The following is a 23,774-nucleotide window of genomic DNA, read 5'->3' as shown; positions in this document are numbered from 1 at the left end:
CTTGCCCGTATCGTAGGCAATGCGCCGAATGCTCGCCATCGAAATTTATCGATGGCCTATTTCAGACTGTAATGGGGGTAGTTCTGTAGAGAACACCGTTACCGCCGGTAACCAAGCGGTCGTAAAGACGGCTGCCCAGCTGGCCGAGGAGTCGGCAAAGCAGCTCAAGGACGCTCAGGCCGCCTACGATGCCGCCCAGAAGAAGGCCGACGCGGCGGGCCAGTCTCAAAAGCAGGCGCAGCAGCAAAAGAATCAGGCCTCGCAGGCCGTGACCGATAACGCCGCCGAGCAGAACGAGGCCGAGGTAGCCGCGCTTCAGGAGAAGATCGACGAGCTTAAGGCAGCCGTCGAAAAGACCGAGCAGCAGCAGAAGAAGCTGGGCGACCTGAACGATCAGCTCGATCAAGCCAACAAGAGTGTCGAGGATAAGACCCAGGCGCTCAAGGACGCCAAGGCAAAGCAGGATGAGGCCAAGAAGGCCCTCGACGATGCCCAGGCCAAGCTCGAGGCCATGGGTATGGACGAGTACGAGGCCGCCAAGAAGGCCGTCGAGGACGCGCAGGCAAAGCTCGATGACGCCAATAAGGCCGTTACTACTGCACAGGACAATCTGGACCAGGCCAAGGCTGCCGAGGCCAGCGCCCAGCAGGAAAAGCAGAATACCGAGGCAGCTTTGACGACTGCCCAGGCCAAGAAGCAGGAGACTGCCGCTGCTCTCGCAGCCGCAACCACCGCGCGCGATAACGCCCAGCAGAAGTTCAACCAGGCGCAGGCCGCGCTCGATGCTGCCGTCTCGGGTACGGGTGTTGACCTGAGTGCGCTTGAGGCCGCCAAGAAGGCCGCCGCTGGTGAGCTTAAGACCGCGCAGGCGGAGCTCAATGCCGCGACGGATGCCGACGCCACCGCACAGACAAATCTGCAGGCCGCCCAGGCTGCCGTCGCTGCCGCGCAGGAGAAGGCCAACGCCGCCAACGCTGCCGTGGCATCTGCCCAGTCTGCATACGATGCGGCAAACAAGGAGTACAAGGACGCGGCCAGTAAGCGTGACGCCGCGAAGACGGCATACGAGCAGGCCCAGCAGACCGAGGCCGACAAGAAGACCGCGTACGATAAGCTTGTCGAAGTTCGCAAGCAGAAGCGCAGCGAGTGGGAGGCAGCCTGCGCTGAATCCGATACCGCCAAGAAGGCATACGACACCGCGAATGCCGAGGTCGAGAAGCTTAACCAGCAGATTGCCGACCTCAAGTCGAACATGACCGTTGACCAGGAAGTCATCAGCCAGGGTATGTTCGGCTTCATGAACTACATCATCGGCGGCAGCCAGTTCACAGCTACGCAGAAAAAGAACGCCCAGGATGCCGTATCGACGTTGACCGGCGCCGATGACAAGGCCGAATGGTATGACCAGTACGTCGATCAGAACATGTCTCGCGACACCAATCCGCTCTCCTTGGAGCAGATGCGTAACGCCCTGACCTATCTCGACACCCAGAACAACCTCCGCAAGGCGAACGGTCAGTCGGAGCTTAGCGTCAGCCTCCGCATGACTGCGGCAGCCGCCCTTAATACATCATATTCATCGAACATCTGGGGACACTCGGACTGCTACTTCGATCAAGGTGAGAATCTTGCAGGCGGCGGCGGGGCATACACCGGAGGCGAGACCGAGGATACGCTTGGCTGGCCATATACCGGTCTCTACACCCAGGAGAAAAAGGCATTCGATAAGTACGTCGAGCAGTATGGTGACGCACTTGGAAGCCATCGATATGATTCCTACTATATCTACCAGCACCATTACAGCATCTACAAGGAGTGTGGGCACTATCTCAACATCATCGATGCCGGTGCGAAGGCTATCGGCATCGCAACCGGTAGCGGTAAGAACACCGATTCCGAGGTAACCGTTTTCGACTATAGCGGGAGCACGGGGCAGAAGGATTTCACTGTCTCCGAGTTCAAGAAGCTCGTGAACGACTACATCGATTCCGCCTATAACGCTGGCGGCACGCAGGCGCAGAAGGCGCAACTCAAGGAGCTTCAGGGCAAGCTCGCCGAGGCGCAGAAGACGCTTGGCACGGCCGATACGGCATATCTCGCTGCTCTCAATAATCAGAAAGACGCACAAGACGCCTATACCGCGGCCGACGCGAACATGAACACCGCCAAGGGCGAGTACGAGAAGGCTAAGTCCGGAACCGCCGCCGCAAAGACGGCATATGACGCCGCGAAGGACGCACTCGGCGGAATCGACATCGAGTCCCTCAAGCAGAACCTCGATGCCGCCAAGTCCGAGGCGACCGCCGCGCAGACTGCACTCGACGAGGCTAACTCCAAGCTCTCCGATTGCCAGACGAACGCAGCCGATGCCGCTGCTCACAAGGCGAAGGCTCGCAGCGCCCGCGATGCCGCCCAGGCAAAGTTCGATCAGGCCAACGAGGCGTATGACAACGCTACCGCTTCGGTCAAGGACCTTGCCGCCAAGTGCGATGCCGCCAAGACGGATCTTGCGAACAAGCAGGGCACGCTTAACGATGCCAAGAAGGCCGACGACACTGCCCAGGCTGGCGTTGACAAGGCTCAGGCCGCAGATGTGCACGCCGCGACCGCTCTTTCGGGCGACAAGCAGGCAGTTGCCGCCAAGACGCAGACCCTGTCCGACGCACAGGCGAAGGCCAAGGCCGCCGAGGACGAGCTTGCCACCGCGAACAAGGCCTTCGAGCGCTTCGCCGGCGCTCAGAAGGCGGTCGACGACGCCAAGGCCGCCTATGACGCTGCCGTCGCCGGTGTCGCCGATGCCCAGAAGCAGCTCGAGGCCGCCAACGAAGCCGTCGTCGATGCGAATTTCGAGATCGTCAAGGCCAAGGCCGAGCTTGCCAGCGATGAGGCACTCAAGGCCGATCTTGAGGCTGTCGACCATAAGGCATCCCTTGCCGCGGGCACGACGGGCAACGAGAAGCTGGTTAAGCTGAACGCTGCCTACGCTCGCTATAAGGCTGCCGTCGATGCCGCCGCTGGTCTCAAGGCTGCTCTGAGCGATGCCGATGCCAAGCTGTCCGATGCCAACGACGCCTATGCCGCCGCGCTTGCCGAGCTTGGCGATGCCAAGGATGCCCTGGCTGCCGCGCAGGCCGAGTACGACAAGTATCATCCCAAGGCTGAGCCGCAGGCCAAGCCTCAGGTTGCGCAGGCTGCCGCAAAGGCTCCTGTCGCCAAGAAGAAGGCCACGTCGGCCGCGCTCGCCCAGACTGGCGATGACTCCGCTCTTGCGGGCGAGGTGTTCGTCATCGGCGGTATCACCCTCGTGGCCGCTGGTGTGACGCTGAGCGATCGTCGTCGCAAGCAGATGTAGCGTTTCGAGCGTAGATTCTGCAACGAACTTCGGTTCATAGCAGGAACGCTTCGATAGCTTAACCGATAAGGCCGGCGCGCTGTTAAACGCAGCGCGCCGGCCTTTCTTTGTTTCGATATCAAAAAGCCCGGTCAGCAGCCACAGAAGCTACCGACCGGGCAAGCCGTAGGCAATATGGTTGCTGTCGAGCAGCTGCTCAGCTTATCCCAGCAGGCTTAAGCCCACGGAGATGAACGCCAGGATAACGCCGACGATAGACTCGCCACCGAGCAGGCCGCTGGCGACAACCAGACCCTGCTCCTGGAAGGCGGCGTCCTTGGTGGCCTTCTCTTCGTCCGAAAGACCAGCGGTGGCGTCGCGGTGGGCGGACCACTTGTCGTAGGCGAGCTTGACGCAGGAGCCCAGGAATGCCGTGAGTGACATGTAAAACGGCAGGTACACGCCCAGGCCGATCATCATGGCCGGAATGCCGAGCCAGTACATGACGATGCCGGCGATAAAGCCGCCTGCGAACCACGGCACGCTCGGGATGCCCGAGACCATGGTGGCGACGACGCTTGCCTGCGCGGCTACAAAGCTCTTGTCGGGGCCAAAGGCGTCCGGACCATAGGCGGTGACGAGCGCGACCATGACAGCGGCGGCGACCAGGGCGCCCACGATGCCGCCGATGGCCTGGCCGATCCACTGCGCACGCGGGTTGGTGCCCAGTACGGCGCCGGCCTTAAAGTCGTTCATGACGTCGCCCGCAAGGCCGCACGCCACGGCTACGATGCCGGCGATAAAGAACAGCTTGACCTGAGCGATCTGTGCGAAGGCAGCCACGATGAGCATGACGATGAGGCCAAAGATCTCCATGGGGTCGATGCCCGTCTGGCCGCAGCTCTGTGCGCTCATGATGGTGGTGACAAAGGTGAACAGCGTCACGATGACGGCCGGAACGGGACCAAGGTCAAGCACGATGGCGATGATCACGGCGATGGCGGCAGCGCCCAGGCCGATGATGCCGGCGTCGAGCTTAAGGGAGCCCGAGATGAGCGACTGCTCGTCGGTGTCGGTGGAGCTGTCGGCGGCAAGACCGCGGACGATGCCGGCGACCTGCGGCAGGATGTCCTTGAGGACGACGGCGACGCCAAAGCCCATCATGAGGCCCATGCCCAGGGACTTGACGATGCCCTGCGCAGTCACAACGTCAAACAGACCGGCAGCGGTGCCGCCGACAATGATGCCAAAGTTGCCCAGCAGCGCGCCGGCAAACCAGAAAGCGACCGGGGCGAAGCCCACGAGGAAGCCGACGGAGAGCAGCATGGGCGAGTTGTAGATGGCAAAGGTCACGCCGGGGATATTGAGCGTGCACAGCATGCTGGGCACCACGCCCAGGGCGTCGCGCAGCACGCTATAGATGCCGGCGATGGCCATGGAACCAAAGAGCTGCTTGCCGGTTTTGCCGCCAGCCTCGGTGGCGCGCAGGGTCTGAGCTGCGGCGTTGCCGGTGGGGAACTCAAGCGCGGCGTCCACGATAAAGTGACGGTGGATGAGTGCGGTGGCCAGCAGGCCCAGGATAGTGCCGGCGAGTGCCACGATAAACATGTCGAGCCAGCTAATCTGGTCGGCATAGCCCAGCATCCAGGCGCCCGGGATGGTAAACGCCAGACCGCCGGCGACCATGGCGCCCGCGGACATGATGGTGTGGGTGACGTTTGCCTCGTTGAGGCTGGCGTTGCCCATGAGCTTAAGGAAGAACAGCGAGATGACGGCAGCGAAGACGATCGGCCAGGGGAGTGCGCCCATCTTGAGGGCGGTGTAGGCCGAGCTTGCCGTGATGATCACGCAGCCAAGGACGCCGATGACGACGCCGCGCAGCGTGAGTTGCCCGCGCATCGAAGCGCGGTTCGAGGGATTGCTCATATAGAACTCCTTTGCGTATATCCGCTCCCCCGGGAGCGCCGCTACGGATACGGCGCGGGAAGTCGGGTTACCAAGGGCCGCCGCGTGAGCTCGCGTGCGACCGCGCACCAGTATAGCGGCAAGCTAGTCATTTTGGGATGACTGGTTTAGGTAGGCGATATACTGCTGGGCAGACGAAAGGAGCGCCGACGATGCTTAATGGGTGCGCATATATATTGACGGTCGACGTGGGTAACACGTTCATTCGCTTTGGTCTGTTTGCCGAGGATTCGGCCGCGGCGCAGGAATGCCCGCTTGCGACGTGCGAGATCACGACGCCATCGAGCATTACGGCCGACGAAGCGCGCATGAGGCTCGCACAGGTCATGGGCGCGCTGGCGGCCGATGCGGGCATGCCCGGCGCGCTCGTGCCCACGGCGGCCGTGCTGAGCTGCGTGGTGCCGGCGCTCGAGCGCCCGTGGAAGGCGGCGCTTTCCCGTACCTGCACGGGGCGCGTGCTCACCGTGGGGCCGGGCCTCAAGACCGGCATGCCCGTACACTACGACGATCCGGCCGAGATCGGTCCCGACCGCATCGCCGACGCTGTGGCGGCACGCGCCGTCTACGGCTTTCCCTGCATCGTAATCGACTTGGGCACGACGACCAATATCGAGGTCATCGACGCGCACGGTACCTTTGTCGGCGGCGTTATCGCGCCGGGGCTGGCGCTCGGCGCCCGCTCCCTCTCGGCCGCTGCGGCGCGCCTGCCGCAGGTTGAGCCCTCGGCGCCGACACACGTCATCGGCCGCAACACGCGCGAGGCCATGCGCTCGGGCGTGGTCTTGGGCGAGGTGGCCCGCATCGACGGCATGCTCGACATGGTGCTTGCCGAGATGCGCGCGACCAAGGCCGCGGGGGAGGGCGACGTGCCCATCGTCATTACCGGCGACGATGCCGAGGCACTTGCGTCGCTGGTCGGTCACAGTCTGAAGGTCGACGACGCGCTGACGTTGCGGGGTCTCGCCGAGCTCTACCACATCAACCAAAAGCCCCGCCGCGTGTAAAAGTGAGGGCGCCGGTGGGACAAACGCCCCCACCTTTCACCTGCTACAATGGGTCAAACTATTGCGATTACGGAGGTGTCTGCCATGTCGGACGATCTTCATCAAACTTCGTCAGGCAAGCGCCTGGACGTCATTAGCTGGGACGAGTTCTTTATGAGCGTGGCCATTGCTGCGCAGCGCCGCAGCAAGGACCCTAACACGCAGGTGGGTGCGTGCATCGCCAGCACCAACCACCGCATCCTTTCGGTGGGCTACAACGGTACGCCCTCGGCGCTCAACGACGACTTTTTTCCGTGGGGTACGAGCGACGACCCGCTGCAGGACAAGCACAACTACGTGGTCCATGCCGAGGCCAACGCCGTTCTCAACTACCGTGGCTCGCTCAAGGACCTCGAGGGTTCCACGGTCTACGTCACGCTGTTCCCGTGCCATGACTGCGCCAAGATTTTGGCTCAGGTGGGCGTGGGCGAGGTCGTCTACCTGGACAACAAGTACGCCGACACCGATGATGGGCGTATCAGCCGCCGCATCCTCGACTCCTGTGGCATCAGCTACCGCCAGGTTATCGTCGATGTTCACATCGGCACCGAGGGGCGGGCTCAGCGGTAGCGCGTGGCAACGCCAGCTGGCAACAAAAGGCAGCCAAAAGAGCCCCGTCCCAAATTGACTACTCGTGAAAGTCGCGTCTGCGCGCATGGACGGCTCGTGAGCGGGTACACGGCTGTAGTAACATAGCTCTGTCCGCGGGCGCGCCCGCGTTATTGTGAGAAAGGAGCCCCTGTGGCTGTTAACGAAGAGCTGCTTAAGAAGGTTCTTGAAGAGATTCGCCCCAACCTCCAGGCCGACGGCGGCGACATGGAGTATATAGGCGTTGATGACGAGGGCGTCGTCAAGCTGGAGCTTCAGGGCGCCTGTGCCGGTTGTCCCATGAGCGCCCTGACGCTTTCCATGGGCATCGAGCGTATCCTGAAGGAGCATGTGCCCGGCGTTACCCGTGTCGAGCAGGTCAATGCCTCCGGCGAGACCGACGACCTGTACGACGAGTACGCGCCGTTCTAAGATGCGAAAGCTGCGGACGGCATACTCCGCATAGACGTTACGCCCAAATATGCGGCTGCGAGCGCAAGGCCCGCGGCCGCATTTGTATGTAGGGAGCAGGGGGACCGATATGCTCAACGACTTCTACCATATGCTTGATCCCGTCGCGATTTCGGCGGGGCCTATCACGATTTACTGGTACGGCCTGGCCTACGTGGTCGGCGCTCTGCTCACGGCGGTCGTCATGTACCGTACACAGCGTCGCTGGGGCTTTAACATCACGATTGACGACCTGACGAGTGTCGTGGTCGGCGTGGTCTTTGGCCTCATTATCGGTGCGCGCCTGTTCTACGTTGTCTTTTACGGTGATGGCTACTACTGGGCGCACCCGCTCGAGATCTTTGCCACCAACGAGGGAGGCATGAGCTTCCATGGCGGTTTGGTGGGCGGCATTATCGGCGGCATCATTGTGTGCCGCATGTATAAGCTCGATGCATGGACTTTGGCAGACCTTGCCGTCATAGGCGCGCCGCTGGCCTTGTGCCTGGGTCGTTGTGCCAACTTTGTCAACGGAGAGCTGTGGGGCAAGCCGACCGATCTGCCCTGGGGTGTGGTTTTTGGCGGGACTGCGGGCGATATGCCGCGTCACCCCTCCCAGCTCTACGAGGCATTTCTTGAGGGCATCGTGCTCTTTTGCATTCTGCAGGTGCTCAGCCGCAAAAAGCCGCTGCTGCCCCAGGGTACGTTTATGGGCGTGTTCGTGATGGGGTACGGCATCGTCCGCTTTCTCGTTGAGTTCGTGCGCGTGCCCGATGCGCAGCTGGGCTATCTGCTGGGTGGCGTTATCACCATGGGTCAGCTGCTGAGCCTGCCGCTTGTGATCGCCGGCCTGGCGCTCATCATCTTCGCCCGACACCGCAACCAACCCCAGCGCGTCTACCTGGACGCCTAGCCACCAAAACCACCACAAAGGGGACAGGCACCTTTGTGGTGGTTTTGCCGAGTTTGATAGGTTTCTAGAAAGGCTTTCGGACTGTGAAGGATTCCGACCTCTCCACAACGGCTGCGCGCGACGCTGCCCGCATTGTCTGGTTTAAGCGCTACCCCGCCAAGCAGACGCTCATCGCATTTTTGCTCGCGCTGTTGGCGACCACGGCGTTTTCCATCGATCCCGCCCCGGTGTCGAGCAACGCAGTCTTGGCGATTGACCCCAAAGCCTCGGGCATGCTGTACGTGTGCTACGAGGTGCTCCTCTCGTTTGCCGGCCATACCGACGCGGTCATGCTGCTTGCACTTGCCTGCCTGCTCACGCTGCCGTTTCGCTACGTGTTCTTTGGCCGTGGCGACACCTGGCGTCCATCGATCATTCTGCCGTCGCTGTTCTTCGCCATCTGCATGGTGTTCGGCCGCAGCTACGATCTTACCGACTCGGCCGAGATTGTCCTTGGCGACAAAGCCCGCATCATCTGCGCCTGGATTGGCGGCGCGGGCTGGATGCTCTTGGCGGTCGTTGCCTTCTATCTGGCTTTTGAGTGTCTAGATTGGCTGAGCTCTCGGCGCATTCCGTTTTCTGAAGCGCACTTTGGCCGCGTATGGCGTGTGGCTCACGCCGTGCTCTCGGTCCATCCCTTTGCCGGGCCCTTCCTGGTGCTTATGGTCGCCTGGGCGCCCACGCTCATCGCTTCGCTGCCCGGCCTTTTTATGGGAGATACGGGTGCGCAGATTCGCCAGTGGTTCAACTACCCCAACGGCACGAGTGACTACCTGCGTCTGCTCAATCCCAATGTGCTGCTCAACGGACATCACCCCGTGGTGCATACGGCTATCATCGGTTCGTGCGTCCAGCTGGGGCTTTCACTGTTCAACAGCGCCAACGCAGGTCTTGCCATCTACACCTGCGCTCAGTTCGTCATCACGGCCGCCTGCATGGCCTATTCCATCTCGTCGCTGCGCAAGCTGGGCGTGAGCCTGCCGGTCCGCGGCGTAATCCTGCTGTTCTTTGTGTTTATGCCCATGTTCTCCAACTACGCGGCCTTGCTTACCAAAGACGTGCTGTTTGCCGACGCGTTTTTGGTGCTGTTGGTGCAGACCGTGAAGCTCGTGGCCTGCGGCCTGCCCCGTCGCGATGCCAATGTCGAGCGTGCAGGCGAACAGAGGCCTGTGCTCTTTGCGCGCCACGACTGGCTGCTGCTCGCTCTGGGCGCCATGGGTTCCACGTTTCTGCGCAATGGCGGCCTGGTGTTTCCCCTGGCGGCATGCGTGATCGCGGCGGCGTTTTGCGCGTGGGACGCGCATGTGGCTCGTCGTGCGGCCAAACAGGCTGGTGCTGAGCCTTCGGGCGCCATCCCGCGTTTCCGCTGGGTGGGCGTTCTTGCGGTGCTTGCGCTCTGTCTTGCCTCCAATATGTACTTCACCAAGGTCTTTATGCCGGCGCACGACATCACGCCTGGTTCCAAGCGCGAAATCCTCTCGATTCCGTTCCAGCAGACGGCTCGTTTCGTCCAAAAGCACGACGGCCTCAACTCGGGTGTCAACCCCACGGTTAAGGAGGACGGCACCATCGTGGAGGCTCCTTGCGACGGCTTGGTGACCGACGAAGAGCGTGCCGTGATCGACCGTGTGCTCAAGTACGAGAATCTGGGCCGCCGTTACAACCCGGATAAGTCGGACGCTGTCAAAAATTGCTTCAACGAGTACGCCTCGCAGGAGGACATCAAGGCCTATTTTGAGGTGTGGGCTCAGATGTTTAAGAAGGATCCCGAATGCTATATTTCGGCGCTTATCAATAACTACTATGGTTATTTTTATCCGAGCGCGCGCGATGCCTGGGTCTACAGCACGGCGCGTAGTGCCGAGATCATGGCGCGTCCCGACAACCTCAAGTACTTCGACTTCCATCCGGTTGACAGCAACGTGGTGCGCTGGCGTGACCATCTGATCAACCTATACCGTGTGGCGGTGCAGCGTGTTCCCTTTATCTCGCTCACCATGAGCTCGGCCACCTATGTGTGGATCATGATCGCCGTGGTGGTCTACCTGCTGCGTCGTCATTCATGGCGTGCGCTGGCGATCTGGGTGCCGCTGTTGGGCGTACTCGCCGTGTGCCTGATTGGCCCGTGCAACGGCTCGACCTACATGCGCTATCTGTATCCGGTCATCGCCTGCATGCCCTTCGCCATCGGCGCCACCGTCACCCGCAGCGACTTCCTCTGGTCCTAACTTGGTGCATTGAGGTCAGGTTTCTTTGCACCAAAGGGGCCATCATCACGACGCCTTCATTTTGGGGTTTATCTCGCAGGCCAGTAGGTATATCATAACGACGTTTGTTTATATTGCCCGAGCATCTGCGCTGGGCTTTAGGTCGAAACCGATAGGAGACACGTATGTCCGGACACTCTAAGTGGGCCACAACCAAGCATCGTAAGGGCGCGCAGGACGCCAAGCGTTCCGCCCTCTTCTCCAAGCTGAGCCGCAACATCACCGTTGCTGCCCGTCTCGGCGGCGACCCGCTGCCCGAGAACAACGCCAGCCTCGCCGCTGCCGTTGCTAAGGCCAAGGCTCAGTCCATGCCCAAGGACAAGATCAAGTCCGCTATCGACAAGGCCTTCGGTTCGGGTGCCGACGCCGCCGTCTACGAGAACATCGTGTACGAGGGCTACGGTCCCGCCGGTGTCGCCGTCTACGTTGACTGCCTGACCGACAACCGCAACCGCACCGCCGCTGATGTCCGTTCCGCCTTCTCCCACGCTGGTGGTAACCTGGGCACCTCGGGCTCCGTCGCCTTCCAGTTTGAGCGCAAGGGCCAGATCGTCGTCGCCAAGGAGATCCTGGACGAGAACGCCAAGAAGGAGACCATGATCGCCAACGGTCCTGCCGGTGACGAGGATGAGTTCATGATGGCCATCGCCGAGGCCGGTGGCGAGGACTACGAGGACGCCGGCGAGGAGTGGATCGTCTGGACCGCTGCTAACGACGTCATGGCTGTCTCCAAGGCGCTCGAGGAGCAGGGCGTCCAGGTCAAGGGCTCCGAGACCACCATGGTCCCGACTACCCCGACCGAGGTTTCCGGCGCCGACGCCAAGAAGGTCCAGCGCCTCATCGACCGCCTTGAGGAGCTCGACGACGTCCAGGACGTCTACAGCACCATGGACATGACCGACGAGGTCATCGCTGCCCTCGAGGAGGAGTAGCGCCCGCACGGATTGAGCCGTGCATATCTGGGCATAATGAAGCGAGCATGCAAGCCTCGTGGAATAGATGAGCCGGATCCGCGTGCATGAGGCACCGGACCCGGCTCTTTTATAATGATGCGAATCGTTTTGCATTCTGTGGATCGAGATTTGAAGGGAGCGCTGCATGTGCGTGCTCAAACGAGCCCTGGCGATCGTGTATCTTGCCGCCGCCGTCGTGGCGCTGGGTACGTTAGTCTGCCAGTTTTGGGGGCCATATACCTATCGCTTTATGCTGCTGATGCGCGATCCGCTGCCTCGCATCGTTGTTACGGCGTGCGGCGGTGTCGTGGCGCTCGGCGTGCTCGTGGGTTTCTTCCGCCTGATGTTTGCTCGTCGCGAGCCGTCCTGCGTGCATCCGGCGGGGGAGCGCAATATCGAGGTCACGCTCGCTGCCCTCTCCTCGTGTGCTCGTACCGCGGCAGAGCGCGACGACCGAGTGATGATCGAGCATGTCGAGGCGCGCGTGCAGGGCTCCGACGAATCGCACGTCCGTTTTAAGGTCGACGCCATCGCGCTCGACGACCGGGATGTGGCCTCCCAAGCTATCGCGATGCAGCAACGTATCGAGGAGGCCTGCGACACTATGCTCGGCACGCCGGGCACGACTGCGCGCGTTCGTTTTTTGCCATCCAAGACTACCGTCCAGACCGTGGAGGTTTCCGGTGAGTGATACCAATCAAGACAAGACCGTCCGCACCCCGCGCCTGACTATCGATCAGAGCGCCGCGCCGGCAGGCGAGGTCGTCGATCCTAAGGTGGAGGGTACCGAGTCACATGACGCGGTCGCCGATGATTTTGATGAGGCCATGGGTCTCATCAAGGGTACGGGGGCAGCCATCTGGAGCTATGCCGTCCGTCATCCCAACACCACGCTTGGAGCCGTCGCTGGTTTTGTGCTCGCCGTGCTGGTGCTCACGCTCGGCCTGTGGGATACGCTCGTCATCGCTTTCTTTGTGCTGATCGGCGCCGTGATTGGCCAGATCCGCGACGGCGAGAACGGGATCGTCAACTTCTTCGGCCGTCTGTTTAGCGGCCGCTAGTATGTATTCGACCGCCGCGTGTGCGGTGGGCATAAGGAGGAACCATGGCTTTTAACACGAAGGTCGATGTGGCCGATACTGAGCCCGAGGCAGACGAGACCGTCGCCGCCGAGGCCGAGGACGTAACGCTCGAGGACGAGGCGCTCGTCGAGGCCGAACCCGCCGACGATGCGGACGAGGATGATGAGGAAACAGACGAGTCCGAGGACTCGCTGACCTATTCCAACGGTGTAATCGAGAAGATCGTCGCCATGGCCACCCGCGAGGTGCCGCACGTCCTGGGCATGAAGGGCAACCTCATGCACTTTGTGCAGGAGCAGTTTGGTGCCGAGAACCTGACCAAGGGCGTGACGGTCGAGGTCACCGATGACAACCGCGTGGTCGTCAACATTTCCGTCATTATCGAGTACGGCGCCTACGCGCCCGCGATTTTCGACGACGTCAAGGCGCGCGTGACCGAGCGTCTGGCCGCGATGACCGGCCTTGAGGTGGCAGGCGTCAACCTACGCATCGAGGATGTCATCACCCCCGAGGAGTACGAGCACCGCACCAACCAGCACGAGTAACCTACCAAAAAGGGATGTTTATTTTAGCAGGTTTTATCTGCGAAAACGTCAAACGGCCGGCCGCACGGATGTATGTGCGGCCGGCCGTTATTTGTATGTCCCCGATGTAGGCATACCGCTCGTCTAACTAGGGGTTGCAATCGTCGTGTTCCGCGTTACCCTAATGGGCGCATTGTTTCCAAATTGTTAACGAGGGGTTGCCGTAATGGCTGACGAGCACGAAACAGAAAGCCAGGCATGGGCGATTGAGGCTGCCGCGGCAGAGGCGGCATCGCGAGCTGCCGAGGAGGTACATCGTCCTCCCGTGGTGCCGATGGAGCGCGTGGTTGATCGCACCGATATCGAGCGCGGCGAGCGTGCCGGCCAAAAGCGTAGCCAGGAGCCAGGCTTCCCGCGCTTTTTCGCCGAGCTCAATCTGGGCCTGATTCTTACGGCCTTTGCCATCGTTGCGTTTAAAACCCCTAATCACTTTGCTTTTGGCGGCACCTCGGGCGTGTCGGTTATTCTGTCCACGCTGTTCCCGACCCTGCCCGTCGGCGTCTTTATGTGGATTATCAACGCGGTTCTCGTCGTTTTGGGCTTTATCTTTTTGGAGCGCAAGGCAATCCTGTGGAGCGTCTTCGCCTCGTTTGCGCTGTCCGCCTATGTTTCGCTTTTCGAGCTCTTTATCCCGACCAGTGTCTCGATGACGGGCGATATGTGGCTCGACCTGTGTTTTGCCGTGATTCTGCCGGCGCTCGGCAGCGCCATCGTCTTTGATATCGGCGCCTCGACGGGTGGCACGGACATTCTTGCCATGATCCTCAAGCGCCGCACGACGCTCGAGATTGGCCGCGCCCTGCTGCTGGTCGATATCGGCATCGTGGCCATCGCGGCCTTCTTGTACGGCCCGCGTGTCGGTCTGTATTGCGTGCTCGGCCTGTTTGCCAAGACGCTTGTGGTCGACAAAGCCATCGAGAGCATTCACCTTCGTAAGGTCTGCACGGTCATTTGTTCCGAGCCCCTTAAGGTCGAGGAGTTTATCGTCAAGCATCTCAACCGTACGGCGACCATTAGTCGCGGCTACGGTGCCTTCTCGGGCAAGTGCGTGACGGTGATCATGAGCGTGCTGAGCCGTCGCGAGGCCGTGCAACTGCGCCGCTATGCGCGCGAGGTCGATCCGGGTGCCTTTATCACGATTGTCGACAGTTCCGAGATCGTCGGCAAGGGTTTCCGCGGCACGAACTAGCGCGAACGCATTCATCAAACAATCGAAAAGCGCCTCGCGCGTTGCAAATACGTCATCTAAGAGTATTTGAACTCACATTGGGTGATAATGATGCCAAAGACATCGTTTGCGATCCAGGTGATTCGCTCTAGATACGAAGGGATGATTCTATGTTCTGCTCGCAGTGTGGCGCCCCCATGGGCGATAACGACAAGTTCTGCGGCGTGTGTGGTGCTCCTAATGCCGGTGCCGCTGGCCCCGCTCCCCAGGGACAGCCTCAGCCCCAGCAGTTTGTTCCGCAACCGCCCGTGGCGAATGCGCCAAAGGGCTGTGTGGTTCAGGCGTTCCAGGATATGACCAAGACCCCGGGCGTGCTTCAGCGTGTATGCCAAATCGCGTTTTTGCCGGCGCTGATTTGCGTTGTGTCGGTGCTCGTGTTGTTTATTCCCGTTATTGGCGGCATTGCGGCTGCCATCGGCTTTTTGGCAGCTTGCATTGCGAGCGTGTGCGGTTCCGGCTTTGGCATCGAGTGGGGTCGCGATCTGTCGCTTAAGATCGATGACGGCATGGATCGTCCGCTGATGCGTTCCACGTCGTTTGGTCTCGGAGTCTTTTCGAGCGTTATTTCGGTCGTGCTCGAGGTTATCGCTGCCATTCCCGTTATCGGTGTAGTGCTTTCGCTGGTGGAGGGCGTGGCGCTTGGTGCCGCAGGCTCGTACTCCTACTATGGCTCCTATGCGCTCGAGGCTGCGCTGTTCGGTTCGCTCGGCCTGCTTGTCCTGGCTATGATTGCCACGGCAGTCTTGGGGGTCTTCTTTAAGATGTTCGCCGACATTGCCGTGATGCACTTTGCGGTGACCGGGCGCGTTGAGAGCGCGTTTTCGCTCGACAAGGTCTGGGCGGCGTTTAAGCACAACAAGACCAAGCTGTTCTGCGCTTCGTTCCTTCCCGAGTTTTTGACGGGCCTGGTTTCCAACGCCATTACGTGGATCTTGACAGCTGTCTTTGGTGCCATCGCCGGAATTGGCGCGTACGGCTATTACTATCGCCCCACGGGTATCGAGGCGATTGTTACCGCCGGTGGTGTCACGCTCGTATTGTTCCTGGTGCTGATTGCATTCGTCACGGTGTTCCTTACGGTCTTTGGCAAGATGCTCAAGCACCGTGCCGTTGGCTATTGGGCTGCACGTTATGCAAGCGAATGGGCCGATGAGGACAAGGACGACGTTTTGACTTTTGTGCTCCCGGGTGAGAAGAAGCCTGCTCCTGCGGGATTCAATCCCACGGCAGCCACTGGTGCTGCGCCTGCCCCGGCACCCGCGCCTGCACCTGCCCCGGCACCCGCGCCTGCCCCTGCCCCGGCACCTGCTCCTGTCCCCGCACCGGCGTCCGAGGCGACGCCTGCGGAGCCCGATTGGGATGCCGTTGCCACGCCGGCGGATGAGCCGGGCGATAATCCTGCTGCCGAAAACAATCAAACCGAATAGCCGGTCGAGGCGCCCTGGGCAACTGAGCCCGGGGTGCCTTTTTCTACTACGAAAGCAAGAAAATGCCTGGGAAAACGGTTGCAGCAAAATTTCTCGGAAATTGGTCAATGTTGCGCAACAACGTCGCGGCTATTGTTGAGAACGTAGACGTGTAAGGTTTGAAGGCGTGCGACGCCTTAGGAAAAGGAGAGGCTCATGTTCTGTCCCACTTGTGGTTCTCCCATTTCGGATGATGCCAAATTCTGCCCTGTTTGCGGATCCGCCGTTGGTGCCGCTTCTGCCGCTCCGGCCCCGCAGCCCCAGCCCGCTCCGGCCCAGGCTATTCAGCCCGTGCCCCAGCCTCAGCAGCAGTACACCGGTCAATACGCCCAACAGTCCGCATCCGCTCCGATGGGCTATGGCCCCATTAAGGCTGACCGCAGCCTGATCGGCTGGCTGCTGCTCTCTCTTGTGACCTGCGGTATCTATTCGTTCTACTTCCTGTATTGCTTGGCACGCGACGTCAACACGTTGTGTCAGGATGACGGCGATTACACGCCGGGTCTGGCGGAATTCATCCTTCTATCGTTTGTGACCTGCGGCTTCTACGCGTACTACTGGTATTACAAGATTGGCAACCGCCTGCAGGCCAACGCTCCTCGCTACGGCCTGGTGTTCCAGGAAAACGGCACCACCGTTCTTCTGTGGCAGATCTTCGGCGCGCTCCTGTGCGGCCTTGGTCCCATCTTCGCTATGAACATCATCATCAATAATACCAATGCCATGGCAACGGCTTACAACACTCGCCTTGGCGCTCGTGCCTAACAATAAGGGCGGCGTGAACAGCTCCCAGGGACATAGGGGCACGGCAGAGCTCCTTCGCCGCGCCCTTTTTTGCACCGGCGCGCTCTTTGTCGCCTGGCTCGCGCTCTACCTGCTCGATATCGGCTGCATTTTTCGAATGATGACGGGCGCTCCTTGTCCGGGATGCGGCATGACGAGGGCGTGGCTGGCGGCGCTGCGTCTCGATTTTGCGGCGGCCTTTGCCTACCATCCGCTGTTTTGGGTGGTGCCGATTGCGTTTGTGCTCGCGTTCGTGCGCGAGGAGGTGGCATCGAGCAAGCTAAAGCGTGGTGTCGACATTGCAGTCACCGTGTTGTGCATGCTGGTCATCGCCGTATGGATCGTGCGCCTCATCAATCCGGTAGATGCCGGCCTACTCTTTGGCGGCCATGCGCCCGCCGGAGTCCCCGACGACATCATCCACCTCGAACCCCCACGCTGGCTCACCATCCTTCGCTCTTTCCTGTCGTGACGGAGGACGCGCTAGAAAAGCGGTCGACACATAAGCGGGGGCGAACGTTGAGATAACGTTCGCCCCCGCTTTGCTCTAGCCAGGTTGTTATGGGTGGGCGTGATGGCTACTCGTCGCGCTTCTCCTCGTGGCGAGCGGCAGCCCGCGCATCGTGGATGCCCTTGATTGCAGCATGGCGAGCGGTGCGAGCATCGTGCATGGCGTCGCGCGCCTCAGCGGCTGTTGCCTTGGCAGAGCGCAGCTTGGCGGCCAAGTCGGGGTTGGTCTCGGCAACCGCGGCGATCGTGGGGCCGTCGAGCTCCTCTTGCGTGGGCTCGGCCAAAAAGTCGATAGCATACTGGGCGGCCACCATGGAGCCCTTTGCCAGCACGGTCTCGTCGATCTTGTAGAAGCAGGAATGTTGGGCGTACGTGGCACCAATCTTGGGGTTGCGCGTACCTACAAAGGCGAGCACGCCCGGCACGCGGCGCAGGTACTCCGAAAAATCCTCGCCCGAAAGCGTGCCACGGTAATGGCCTTGACCGGTGGGGCCCAGGCACTTGATTACAGCCTGACGGCAGCGCTCGCTCGAGGCGACCTCGTTTTCGACCTTGTAGTTGGCGATGGTGTAGTCGGTGAGCTCAGCCTCGGCGCCCAGAGCTGCCGCGGTATGCTCCACGATGCGGCGCATGAGCTCCGGCATTTCCTCGTGGGTCGAATCGCCGTAGGTGCGCACTGTGCCGGCGAGGTAGGCCGTGCCGGCGATAACGTTGCGCGCGGTGCCGCCGTGCAGCTCGCCGACGGTGATGACAGCCGGCTCGTAGGGGCTAATCTCGCGCGAGACGATGGTCTGCAGGGCGTTGACGATCTCTGCCGCAACCATAACGGCGTCGTGGCCGCGCTGGGGCATGGCGCCATGGCACGAGGTGCCGCGGACGTCGATGCGGAACCAGTCGGTATTTGCCATGCGTGGGCCGGGCTCGCAGCTTACGGTACCGGCGTCGACCTCGCTCCAGATGTGCGCGGCGTAGGCGCCATCGACGCCGTCGAGCACACCCGTGCCAATCATGAGTTTGGCGCCCTGGCCGTTTTCCTCGCTGGGCTGGAATACGATGCGAATCTCGCCGTGGATGTCATCGGTCATGTGGCGCAGAATCTGCAACGTGCCGAGCATCATGGCGATATGGCAGTCGTGACCGCAGGCGTGCATGCAGCCCTCATTGACGCTGGCGAACTCCTCGCCGGTCTGCTCAGTGACGGGCAGGGCGTCGATATCGGCGCGCAGCAGGATGCGGCGGCGCGGCGTGCCGTCCTCGCGGTAGGCATCCGGCGCGGTGCCGCGAAGCGTCGCCACCAGGCCCGTCTTGAGCGGACGCTCGTAGGGGATATTCATGGCGTCGAGCTGGTTGGCGATGTCGGAAGTCGTGCGCTCCTCGGCAAGGCTCAGCTCCGGGTGCTTATGGAAGTGCCGGCGCTGCTTGATGATGTAGGGTTCAAACTCGGCGGCGATATCCTGGATGGCCGCGGTGACGTCGTCTGCCGCGCGAACCTCGGTTGCCGCCATAATCTGCTGTGCCTTGGTCTTCGTCATGGTCGATTTGCTCCTTGTTGGCTCGATCGCAAAATCGTACAGGCTCTCTCCAGTATGCCACCTGCCGCTAGGGCTGGTAAAGCTGCCGTTTGCCGCTTGGCATTTTGTAACCGAGGCGGGGGAGTACACTCGGGGGTGTTGAATTTCCTGCCAGAGATGGGGATGCCCATGCAACATATCGATCGGATTATTCGCTCCAAGAACGTCTTTACCGCGCAAGACGGCATCGATTCCGCCCGCGAGCTGGCGATTGCCATCGCGGGCGACCGCATCGTCGCAGTCGGTGCGCCCGATGACGTAATTGCCGCCGCACCTGCCGCCACGCCGGTGGTCGATTACGGCGAGCAGTTTGTCTGCCCCGGTTTCCATGATGCGCATCTGCACTTCTTCCATACCTCGGTCGGCTCCTCGCCGTACATGCTCATGGATATGGGCACGTCCGAGGCGGCACTGGTACAACATGCGCTCGAGTTTTCCCAGGATCTGCCTAGTGACGCTTGGGTTGTGACGCAGGGCTGGCGCGATTACCGTTGGGATCCGCCCGAGCATCCTACCAAGGCGTCGCTCGATGCGGCATTCCCCGATCGTCCCTGCGTTATGTATTCGGGCGACGGGCACACGCTTTGGCTCAACAGCCGCGCACTCGAGGCGCTCGGCGTCACGCGCGACAGCGAGCCGCCAGCGGGCGGTAGCTACGACAAGGACGCAAACGGCGAGCTCACGGGTATTGCTCACGAGGCGGCTGCCATGCAGCTGTTGCCGCGCTGCCTTGAGTGGCTGGGCGAAGATCGCATCGCAAACGCTTACGCCGATCAAATGAGGCGCATGGCCGAGCAGGGCATCACCTCGATCTGCGATATGTCGCTCATGCCCATGCCGGGCTGCGATTTTATCCGCGACGATGTCTACGACAAACTGCAGACGGCCGGCAAGCTGGGCATTCGTGCCCATCTGTTCCCCACGCTGTTGGATGACCAGTCGCGCTTGGAAGAGCTGCAGACCCGCTACGCGAACAACGCGCTGCTCTCGGCGCCAGGCTTTAAGCAGTTCTTCGACGGCGTGTCGAGCGAACACACGGCCTATCTCACCGAGCCCTATACCAATCCGCGCTTCCCGGGCGACCAGGGCCGTCTGACGGTTCCCGCCGAGCGCATGCGCAAGCTAGTTCTGGCGGCCGCGGAGCGCGGCCACACCGTGCGCATCCACGTCATCGGCGACGGTGCGATTCATGCCGCGCTCGATATCTTTGAGGAGGCCTCCGACCTGTACGGGCTGTCCCAGCACGGCCATAACACGCTCGAGCACCTGGAGAACCTTCTGCCCGAGGACATCGACCGCCTGCGCAAGCTCAACGTGGTTGCTTCGAGCCAGCCCTGCCACATTACACTCGACCCGGGTGGCCCGGAGCGCGACCTGGGCCTGGAGCGCAGCCGCATCATGTGGCCGTTCGCAACCTATAAGCAGCGCGGCATTCGCCAAGCCTTCGGTACCGACAGCCCCATCACAGCTGTTACCAGCATGAACGTGCTCTACACGGCTATCACGCGCCAGGACCCCAAAAGCCACTGGCCCGAGGGCGGCTGGCTGCCGAGCGAGCGCATCGATGCGGCAACAGCCCTGCGCAACTACACCCTGGGCAGCGCCTACGCGGCAGGCGACGAGCAAAACCTCGGCAGCCTGGAACTCGGCAAATACGCCGATCTGGTAGTCCTGGACCAAAACCCGCTCACCGTTGACCCCCAAGACCTCCAGGCCACAAAAATTCAGGCCACCTACCTGGCAGGTAACTTGATTTACGAGCGCTAAGTATTCATGCCGTACCGTTAAGCGCGGCTCGGACAGCCTATTTTGGGATAGCGCTCGAGTCGCGTTTGTTTGCCGGTGGGGATTTGTTAGGAGCGTCCCCGCTCTGATGGATTTGGGCGCAGGGCGGATGCGCCGCTGCCCTGCGCGCTCAATTTGGACATCAGCAATGCTGCCTCTTGGTGTTTTGCATACTTCCCATTACAGATTGCATAAAAAGGCTGGGATATTCTTCCTGATCCTGATGTACCCCCGCCCGTGCCGTGCAAAAAACGGAGTATTCAGCACCGCGAGCTCTGCCGGTGCCGCTGCAGTCGGGTAGCATTGTGGAGATCGACGTCATTTTGGGGTCCGACGTGGCGCGAGGCATGCTTGTTTGTCTCGACGAGGCCTGTCTGCCGACCCAAATCGCCGGTCGAAGGCTACCGTGGGACTAATTAGATGCGCCCGGTGCGTATGCATTTGTCCCGGCCTGCTGAAAACTCCCAAAAATGCACGGTGCTCCCCAGGGGACCCGTGCTCGCAACGAAAACCATGCTCATGTCGCTATCCGCATCGCCTTTTTGCTGCACTGACTTTTCTGAATGCCGGGCTCGAATTAGTTAACCTGCCTCCCGTGTGGCTCCGGAGGGGCGGGGCATAAGGTTTATCGCGAGTTCCGCACGAGCCGAAGGCCACTTAATGTGGCCTTCGTGCGAGCAGGACTGCCCGAGCAGGAAACCTTATGCCCCGCCCCTCCGGAGCCACACGGGAGCCACTGCTAAGTTATCCCCCGGCATTCAGAAAATCTAAGTGCCAAAAAATAAGATTTTTTGACTCTGTGTTGTATAACCCGCCATTCGTGGGTACCATTCAACGCGTACGCAAACAAAAAGGGTTAATTCGCGTGGTATAACCGCGCGGCCCAAAAAGGAGGAGACAAGCATGTCGTCTTTGAAGCCGCTTGCAGATCGTGTTCTGGTCAAGCCCGACGAGGCCGAGCAGAAGACCGCTTCCGGTCTGTATATCGCCAGCAACGCTCAGGAGAAGCCGCAGCGCGGCACCATCGTTGCCGTGGGCGCCGGCAAGGTCAACGACAAGGGTGAGCGCATCCCCATGGACGTCAAGGTTGGCGACGTTGTCATCTACGGTAAGTTCGGTGGCAACGAGGTCAAGGTCGACGGCGAGAAGTATCTGCTGATGCGCGCCGACGACATCTACGCCGTCGTCGAGGCCTAGTCTCGTCAGAATCTCTGATTCGTCTTTGAGCGCGCCCGCCGCATAGGACTCGGAAGCGGCGACGCGAGTCACATTTCTTTTGGAGGATTACCTACCATGGCAAAGAACATTACGTTCAACACCGATGCCCGCGCTAAGCTTGCCAAGGGCGTCAACACTCTGGCCGACGCCGTTACCGTCACCATGGGCCCCAAGGGTCGCTACGTTGCGCTGCAGCGCACGTTCGGTGCTCCGACCATCACCAACGACGGCGTTTCCGTCGCTAAGGAGATCGAGCTCGAGGACAACATCGAGAACATGGGCGCTCAGCTGGTGAAGGAGGTCGCCACCAAGACCAACGACACCGTGGGTGACGGCACCACCACCGCAACTCTGCTCGCTCAGGCCATCGTCAACGACGGCCTGCGCAACGTCGCCGCTGGCGCCAACCCGCTGGCCATCCGTCGCGGCATCGACAAGGCCGTTAACGCCGCCGTCGCCGAGATGAAGAAGCAGGCCAAGCCGGTCGAGACCAAGGAGCAGATCGCTTCCGTCGGTACCATCTCCGCCGGTGACCCCGAGGTCGGCGAGAAGATCGCCGAGGCCATGGAGGTCGTGGGCAAGGACGGCGTCATCACCGTCGAGGATTCCCAGACGTTCGACATCACCATCGACACCGTCGAGGGCATGCAGTTCGACAAGGGCTATGTCTCCGCTTACTTCGTCACGGATAACGACCGCATGGAGGCCGTGATGAAGGATCCGTACATCCTCATCACCGACCAGAAGATCTCCAGCGTTCAGGACATCATGCCCGTTCTCGAGGCTGTCCAGCGCGCTGGCCGTGGCCTGCTCATCATCGCTGAGGACATCGACGGCGAGGCTCTGCCTACCCTGGTCCTCAACAAGATCCGTGGCGCCCTCAACGTCTGCGCCGTCAAGGCCCCGGGCTACGGCGATCGCCGCAAGCGCATTCTCGAGGACATCGCCGTCCTCACCGGTGGCCAGGCTGCCCTGGACGAGTTGGGCGTGAAGGTCGCTGACATCACCGCCGATATGCTCGGTACCGCTAAGTCCGTCACCATCTCTAAGGACAACACCGTCGTCGTCGGCGGCGCTGGCTCCAAGGAGGCCATCGACGCCCGTATCGCTCAGATTAAGGGCGAGATGGAGAACACCACCTCTGACTTCGACCGTGAGAAGCTCCAGGAGCGCCTGGCCAAGCTCTCCGGTGGCGTTGCCGTCATCAAGGTCGGCGCTGCTACCGAGTCCGAGCTCAAGGAGATCAAGCATCGCGTCGAGGACGCCCTGCAGGCCACCCGCGCTGCTGTCGAGGAGGGCATTGTCGCTGGCGGCGGCGTCGCCTTCATGGACGCTGCTCCTGCGCTCGATGCCGTCGAGATAGATGACCCCGAGGAGAAGATCGGCGTCGACATCGTCAAGAAGGCTCTGACCGCTCCGGTCGCCACCATCGCCAAGAACGCTGGCTTTGAGGGCGCCGTCGTGGTCGACAAGGTCGCCGAGCTGCCCGCCGGCCAGGGTCTCAACTCTGCCAACGGCGAGTGGGGCGACATGATCGAGATGGGCGTCCTCGACCCCGTCAAGGTCAGCCGCGTCACCCTGCAGAACGCTGCTTCTGTCGCCAGCCTGATCCTCATCACCGAGGCCACCGTCTCCGATGTGCCCAAGAACACTCAGCTTGAGGACGCAATCGCTGCTGCTACCGCTGGTCAGCAGGGCGGCGGTATGTACTAAGGCCGACAAGGTCTAGAACTCCCACCGGGGATCCGGGGGCGTGACGGGGTTTCTCTCCGGAACGTCCTCGGACATGCAAAGAGGCTCCTATTTGGCAAGGTGTTTTTTAGAATCCATTTTGCGTTCGGCCTCGAAGGCCTGCCTGTCCCAATCGAGCGGAAGTCCGGCCTCGACCCATGCCTCGTAGGCCCTCCTTATGGGCTTGAGCTCCCTTTGGCCCCTCTCCAGCATCGAGATGTACTTCTCGCTGGTGCCCAGTATGGACGCCGCCCTCACCTGGCTGAC

General features: G+C 61.2%; 20 protein-coding genes. 17 read left to right on the top strand and 3 right to left on the bottom strand.

Features of this window, described 5'->3' with window-relative positions; genetic code table 11:
- Positions 1-28 precede the first annotated feature (28 nt).
- The gene (locus ABCP74_RS08860) at positions 29-3,352 is read left to right on the top strand and encodes a CAP domain-containing protein (RefSeq protein ID WP_343001567.1); all 3,324 of its coding nucleotides are present in this window, start codon (positions 29-31) and stop codon (positions 3,350-3,352) included.
- Between the two features lie 201 nt (positions 3,353-3,553).
- Here the strand turns inward: ABCP74_RS08860 and ABCP74_RS08855 are convergent, their stop codons facing one another.
- Positions 3,554-5,257: an OPT/YSL family transporter gene (locus ABCP74_RS08855; protein WP_343001566.1), complete on the bottom strand. Its 1,704-nt coding sequence runs from the start codon at positions 5,255-5,257 to the stop codon at positions 3,554-3,556.
- A gap of 191 nt (positions 5,258-5,448) precedes the next feature.
- Between ABCP74_RS08855 and ABCP74_RS08850 the strand changes: the two genes are divergently transcribed.
- The 13 genes from ABCP74_RS08850 to ABCP74_RS08790 all read left to right on the top strand — a co-directional run bounded on the left by ABCP74_RS08850 (position 5,449) and on the right by ABCP74_RS08790 (position 17,164).
- Positions 5,449-6,300 (top strand): type III pantothenate kinase, encoded by an 852-nt coding sequence (locus ABCP74_RS08850; protein ID WP_343001565.1) that lies wholly within the window; start codon positions 5,449-5,451, stop codon positions 6,298-6,300.
- Between the two features lie 84 nt (positions 6,301-6,384).
- On the top strand, positions 6,385-6,909 hold the full coding sequence (locus tag ABCP74_RS08845) for a deoxycytidylate deaminase (RefSeq protein WP_343001564.1): 525 nt from the start codon (positions 6,385-6,387) through the stop codon (positions 6,907-6,909).
- Positions 6,910-7,080: 171 nt separating this feature from the next.
- Positions 7,081-7,359: a NifU family protein gene (locus ABCP74_RS08840; protein WP_022094472.1), complete on the top strand. Its 279-nt coding sequence runs from the start codon at positions 7,081-7,083 to the stop codon at positions 7,357-7,359.
- Positions 7,360-7,468: 109 nt separating this feature from the next.
- A complete protein-coding gene (gene lgt / locus ABCP74_RS08835) occupies positions 7,469-8,290 on the top strand; it encodes a prolipoprotein diacylglyceryl transferase (RefSeq protein ID WP_343001563.1) in 822 nt (273 codons plus the stop codon).
- An 83-nt stretch (positions 8,291-8,373) separates the two neighbouring features.
- Positions 8,374-10,557 carry a DUF6020 family protein gene (locus ABCP74_RS08830; protein WP_343001561.1) on the top strand — a complete coding sequence of 728 codons (2,184 nt, stop codon included), beginning with the start codon at positions 8,374-8,376 and terminating at the stop codon, positions 10,555-10,557.
- A 164-nt stretch (positions 10,558-10,721) separates the two neighbouring features.
- Positions 10,722-11,528 carry a YebC/PmpR family DNA-binding transcriptional regulator gene (locus tag ABCP74_RS08825; RefSeq protein ID WP_195624944.1) on the top strand — a complete coding sequence of 269 codons (807 nt, stop codon included), beginning with the start codon at positions 10,722-10,724 and terminating at the stop codon, positions 11,526-11,528.
- Positions 11,529-11,694: 166 nt separating this feature from the next.
- Complete coding sequence (locus ABCP74_RS08820) at positions 11,695-12,240, top strand: Asp23/Gls24 family envelope stress response protein (RefSeq protein ID WP_343001560.1); 546 nt, start codon at positions 11,695-11,697, stop codon at positions 12,238-12,240.
- Complete coding sequence (locus ABCP74_RS08815; protein ID WP_022094477.1) at positions 12,233-12,610, top strand: DUF2273 domain-containing protein; 378 nt, start codon at positions 12,233-12,235, stop codon at positions 12,608-12,610. Before ABCP74_RS08820 ends, ABCP74_RS08815 begins: the two co-directional genes overlap by 8 nt.
- Before the next feature lie 44 nt (positions 12,611-12,654).
- Positions 12,655-13,176 carry an Asp23/Gls24 family envelope stress response protein gene (locus ABCP74_RS08810; RefSeq protein ID WP_117770099.1) on the top strand — a complete coding sequence of 174 codons (522 nt, stop codon included), beginning with the start codon at positions 12,655-12,657 and terminating at the stop codon, positions 13,174-13,176.
- Between the two features lie 205 nt (positions 13,177-13,381).
- Complete coding sequence (locus ABCP74_RS08805) at positions 13,382-14,404, top strand: YitT family protein (RefSeq protein WP_117770100.1); 1,023 nt, start codon at positions 13,382-13,384, stop codon at positions 14,402-14,404.
- Between the two features lie 149 nt (positions 14,405-14,553).
- Positions 14,554-15,870, top strand: a complete 1,317-nt coding sequence (locus ABCP74_RS08800) for a zinc-ribbon domain-containing protein (RefSeq protein WP_117770101.1) — start codon at positions 14,554-14,556, stop codon at positions 15,868-15,870.
- A 195-nt stretch (positions 15,871-16,065) separates the two neighbouring features.
- Positions 16,066-16,674, top strand: coding sequence for a DUF4234 domain-containing protein (locus tag ABCP74_RS08795; RefSeq protein WP_117770102.1), 609 nt, complete (start codon positions 16,066-16,068; stop codon positions 16,672-16,674).
- Positions 16,667-17,164 (top strand): DUF2752 domain-containing protein, encoded by a 498-nt coding sequence (locus tag ABCP74_RS08790; protein ID WP_199573591.1) that lies wholly within the window; start codon positions 16,667-16,669, stop codon positions 17,162-17,164. The genes ABCP74_RS08795 and ABCP74_RS08790 overlap by 8 nt, the downstream gene beginning before the upstream one ends.
- Positions 17,165-17,270: 106 nt before the next feature.
- Here the strand turns inward: ABCP74_RS08790 and ABCP74_RS08785 are convergent, their stop codons facing one another.
- A complete protein-coding gene (locus ABCP74_RS08785) occupies positions 17,271-18,734 on the bottom strand; it encodes an amidohydrolase (RefSeq protein ID WP_148331921.1) in 1,464 nt (487 codons plus the stop codon).
- Positions 18,735-18,902: 168 nt separating this feature from the next.
- Here ABCP74_RS08785 and ABCP74_RS08780 point away from each other — a divergent pair, with 168 nt between their 5' ends.
- The 3 genes from ABCP74_RS08780 to groL all read left to right on the top strand — a co-directional run bounded on the left by ABCP74_RS08780 (position 18,903) and on the right by groL (position 23,489).
- On the top strand, positions 18,903-20,540 hold the full coding sequence (locus ABCP74_RS08780; protein ID WP_343001559.1) for an amidohydrolase: 1,638 nt from the start codon (positions 18,903-18,905) through the stop codon (positions 20,538-20,540).
- Between the two features lie 921 nt (positions 20,541-21,461).
- A complete protein-coding gene (gene groES, locus ABCP74_RS08775; protein ID WP_022094351.1) occupies positions 21,462-21,755 on the top strand; it encodes a co-chaperone GroES in 294 nt (97 codons plus the stop codon).
- 96 nt (positions 21,756-21,851) lie between these two features.
- On the top strand, positions 21,852-23,489 hold the full coding sequence (gene groL / locus ABCP74_RS08770; protein WP_006234938.1) for a chaperonin GroEL: 1,638 nt from the start codon (positions 21,852-21,854) through the stop codon (positions 23,487-23,489).
- An 87-nt stretch (positions 23,490-23,576) separates the two neighbouring features.
- Here the strand turns inward: groL and ABCP74_RS08765 are convergent.
- Positions 23,577-23,774 (bottom strand): hypothetical protein (locus ABCP74_RS08765; protein WP_343001534.1); only part of this gene is annotated, 198 nt, incomplete at its 5' end.

Source organism: Collinsella aerofaciens, from assembly GCF_039062315.1.
Taxonomy (GTDB): Bacteria; Actinomycetota; Coriobacteriia; order Coriobacteriales; family Coriobacteriaceae; genus Collinsella; species Collinsella aerofaciens_BG.
The sequence above is the reverse complement of the archived record's forward strand: the minus strand, read 5'-3'. Positions and strand labels throughout refer to the sequence as shown.

What these genes read in the sequence shown, in the direction of transcription:
- ABCP74_RS08860 (WP_343001567.1), top strand. Translation starts at nt 29, where the DNA reads ATGCTCGCCATCGAAATTTATCGATGGCCTATTTCAGACTGTAATGGG.
- ABCP74_RS08780 (WP_343001559.1), top strand. Translation starts at nt 18,903, where the DNA reads ATGCAACATATCGATCGGATTATTCGCTCCAAGAACGTCTTTACCGCG.
- ABCP74_RS08810 (WP_117770099.1), top strand. Translation starts at nt 12,655, where the DNA reads ATGGCTTTTAACACGAAGGTCGATGTGGCCGATACTGAGCCCGAGGCA.
- groL (WP_006234938.1), top strand. Translation starts at nt 21,852, where the DNA reads ATGGCAAAGAACATTACGTTCAACACCGATGCCCGCGCTAAGCTTGCC.
- groES (WP_022094351.1), top strand. Translation starts at nt 21,462, where the DNA reads ATGTCGTCTTTGAAGCCGCTTGCAGATCGTGTTCTGGTCAAGCCCGAC.
- ABCP74_RS08855 (WP_343001566.1), bottom strand. Translation starts at nt 5,257, where the DNA reads ATGAGCAATCCCTCGAACCGCGCTTCGATGCGCGGGCAACTCACGCTG.
- lgt (WP_343001563.1), top strand. Translation starts at nt 7,469, where the DNA reads ATGCTCAACGACTTCTACCATATGCTTGATCCCGTCGCGATTTCGGCG.
- ABCP74_RS08805 (WP_117770100.1), top strand. Translation starts at nt 13,382, where the DNA reads ATGGCTGACGAGCACGAAACAGAAAGCCAGGCATGGGCGATTGAGGCT.
- ABCP74_RS08800 (WP_117770101.1), top strand. Translation starts at nt 14,554, where the DNA reads ATGTTCTGCTCGCAGTGTGGCGCCCCCATGGGCGATAACGACAAGTTC.
- ABCP74_RS08820 (WP_343001560.1), top strand. Translation starts at nt 11,695, where the DNA reads ATGTGCGTGCTCAAACGAGCCCTGGCGATCGTGTATCTTGCCGCCGCC.
- ABCP74_RS08785 (WP_148331921.1), bottom strand. Translation starts at nt 18,734, where the DNA reads ATGACGAAGACCAAGGCACAGCAGATTATGGCGGCAACCGAGGTTCGC.
- ABCP74_RS08845 (WP_343001564.1), top strand. Translation starts at nt 6,385, where the DNA reads ATGTCGGACGATCTTCATCAAACTTCGTCAGGCAAGCGCCTGGACGTC.
- ABCP74_RS08795 (WP_117770102.1), top strand. Translation starts at nt 16,066, where the DNA reads ATGTTCTGTCCCACTTGTGGTTCTCCCATTTCGGATGATGCCAAATTC.
- ABCP74_RS08825 (WP_195624944.1), top strand. Translation starts at nt 10,722, where the DNA reads ATGTCCGGACACTCTAAGTGGGCCACAACCAAGCATCGTAAGGGCGCG.
- ABCP74_RS08850 (WP_343001565.1), top strand. Translation starts at nt 5,449, where the DNA reads ATGCTTAATGGGTGCGCATATATATTGACGGTCGACGTGGGTAACACG.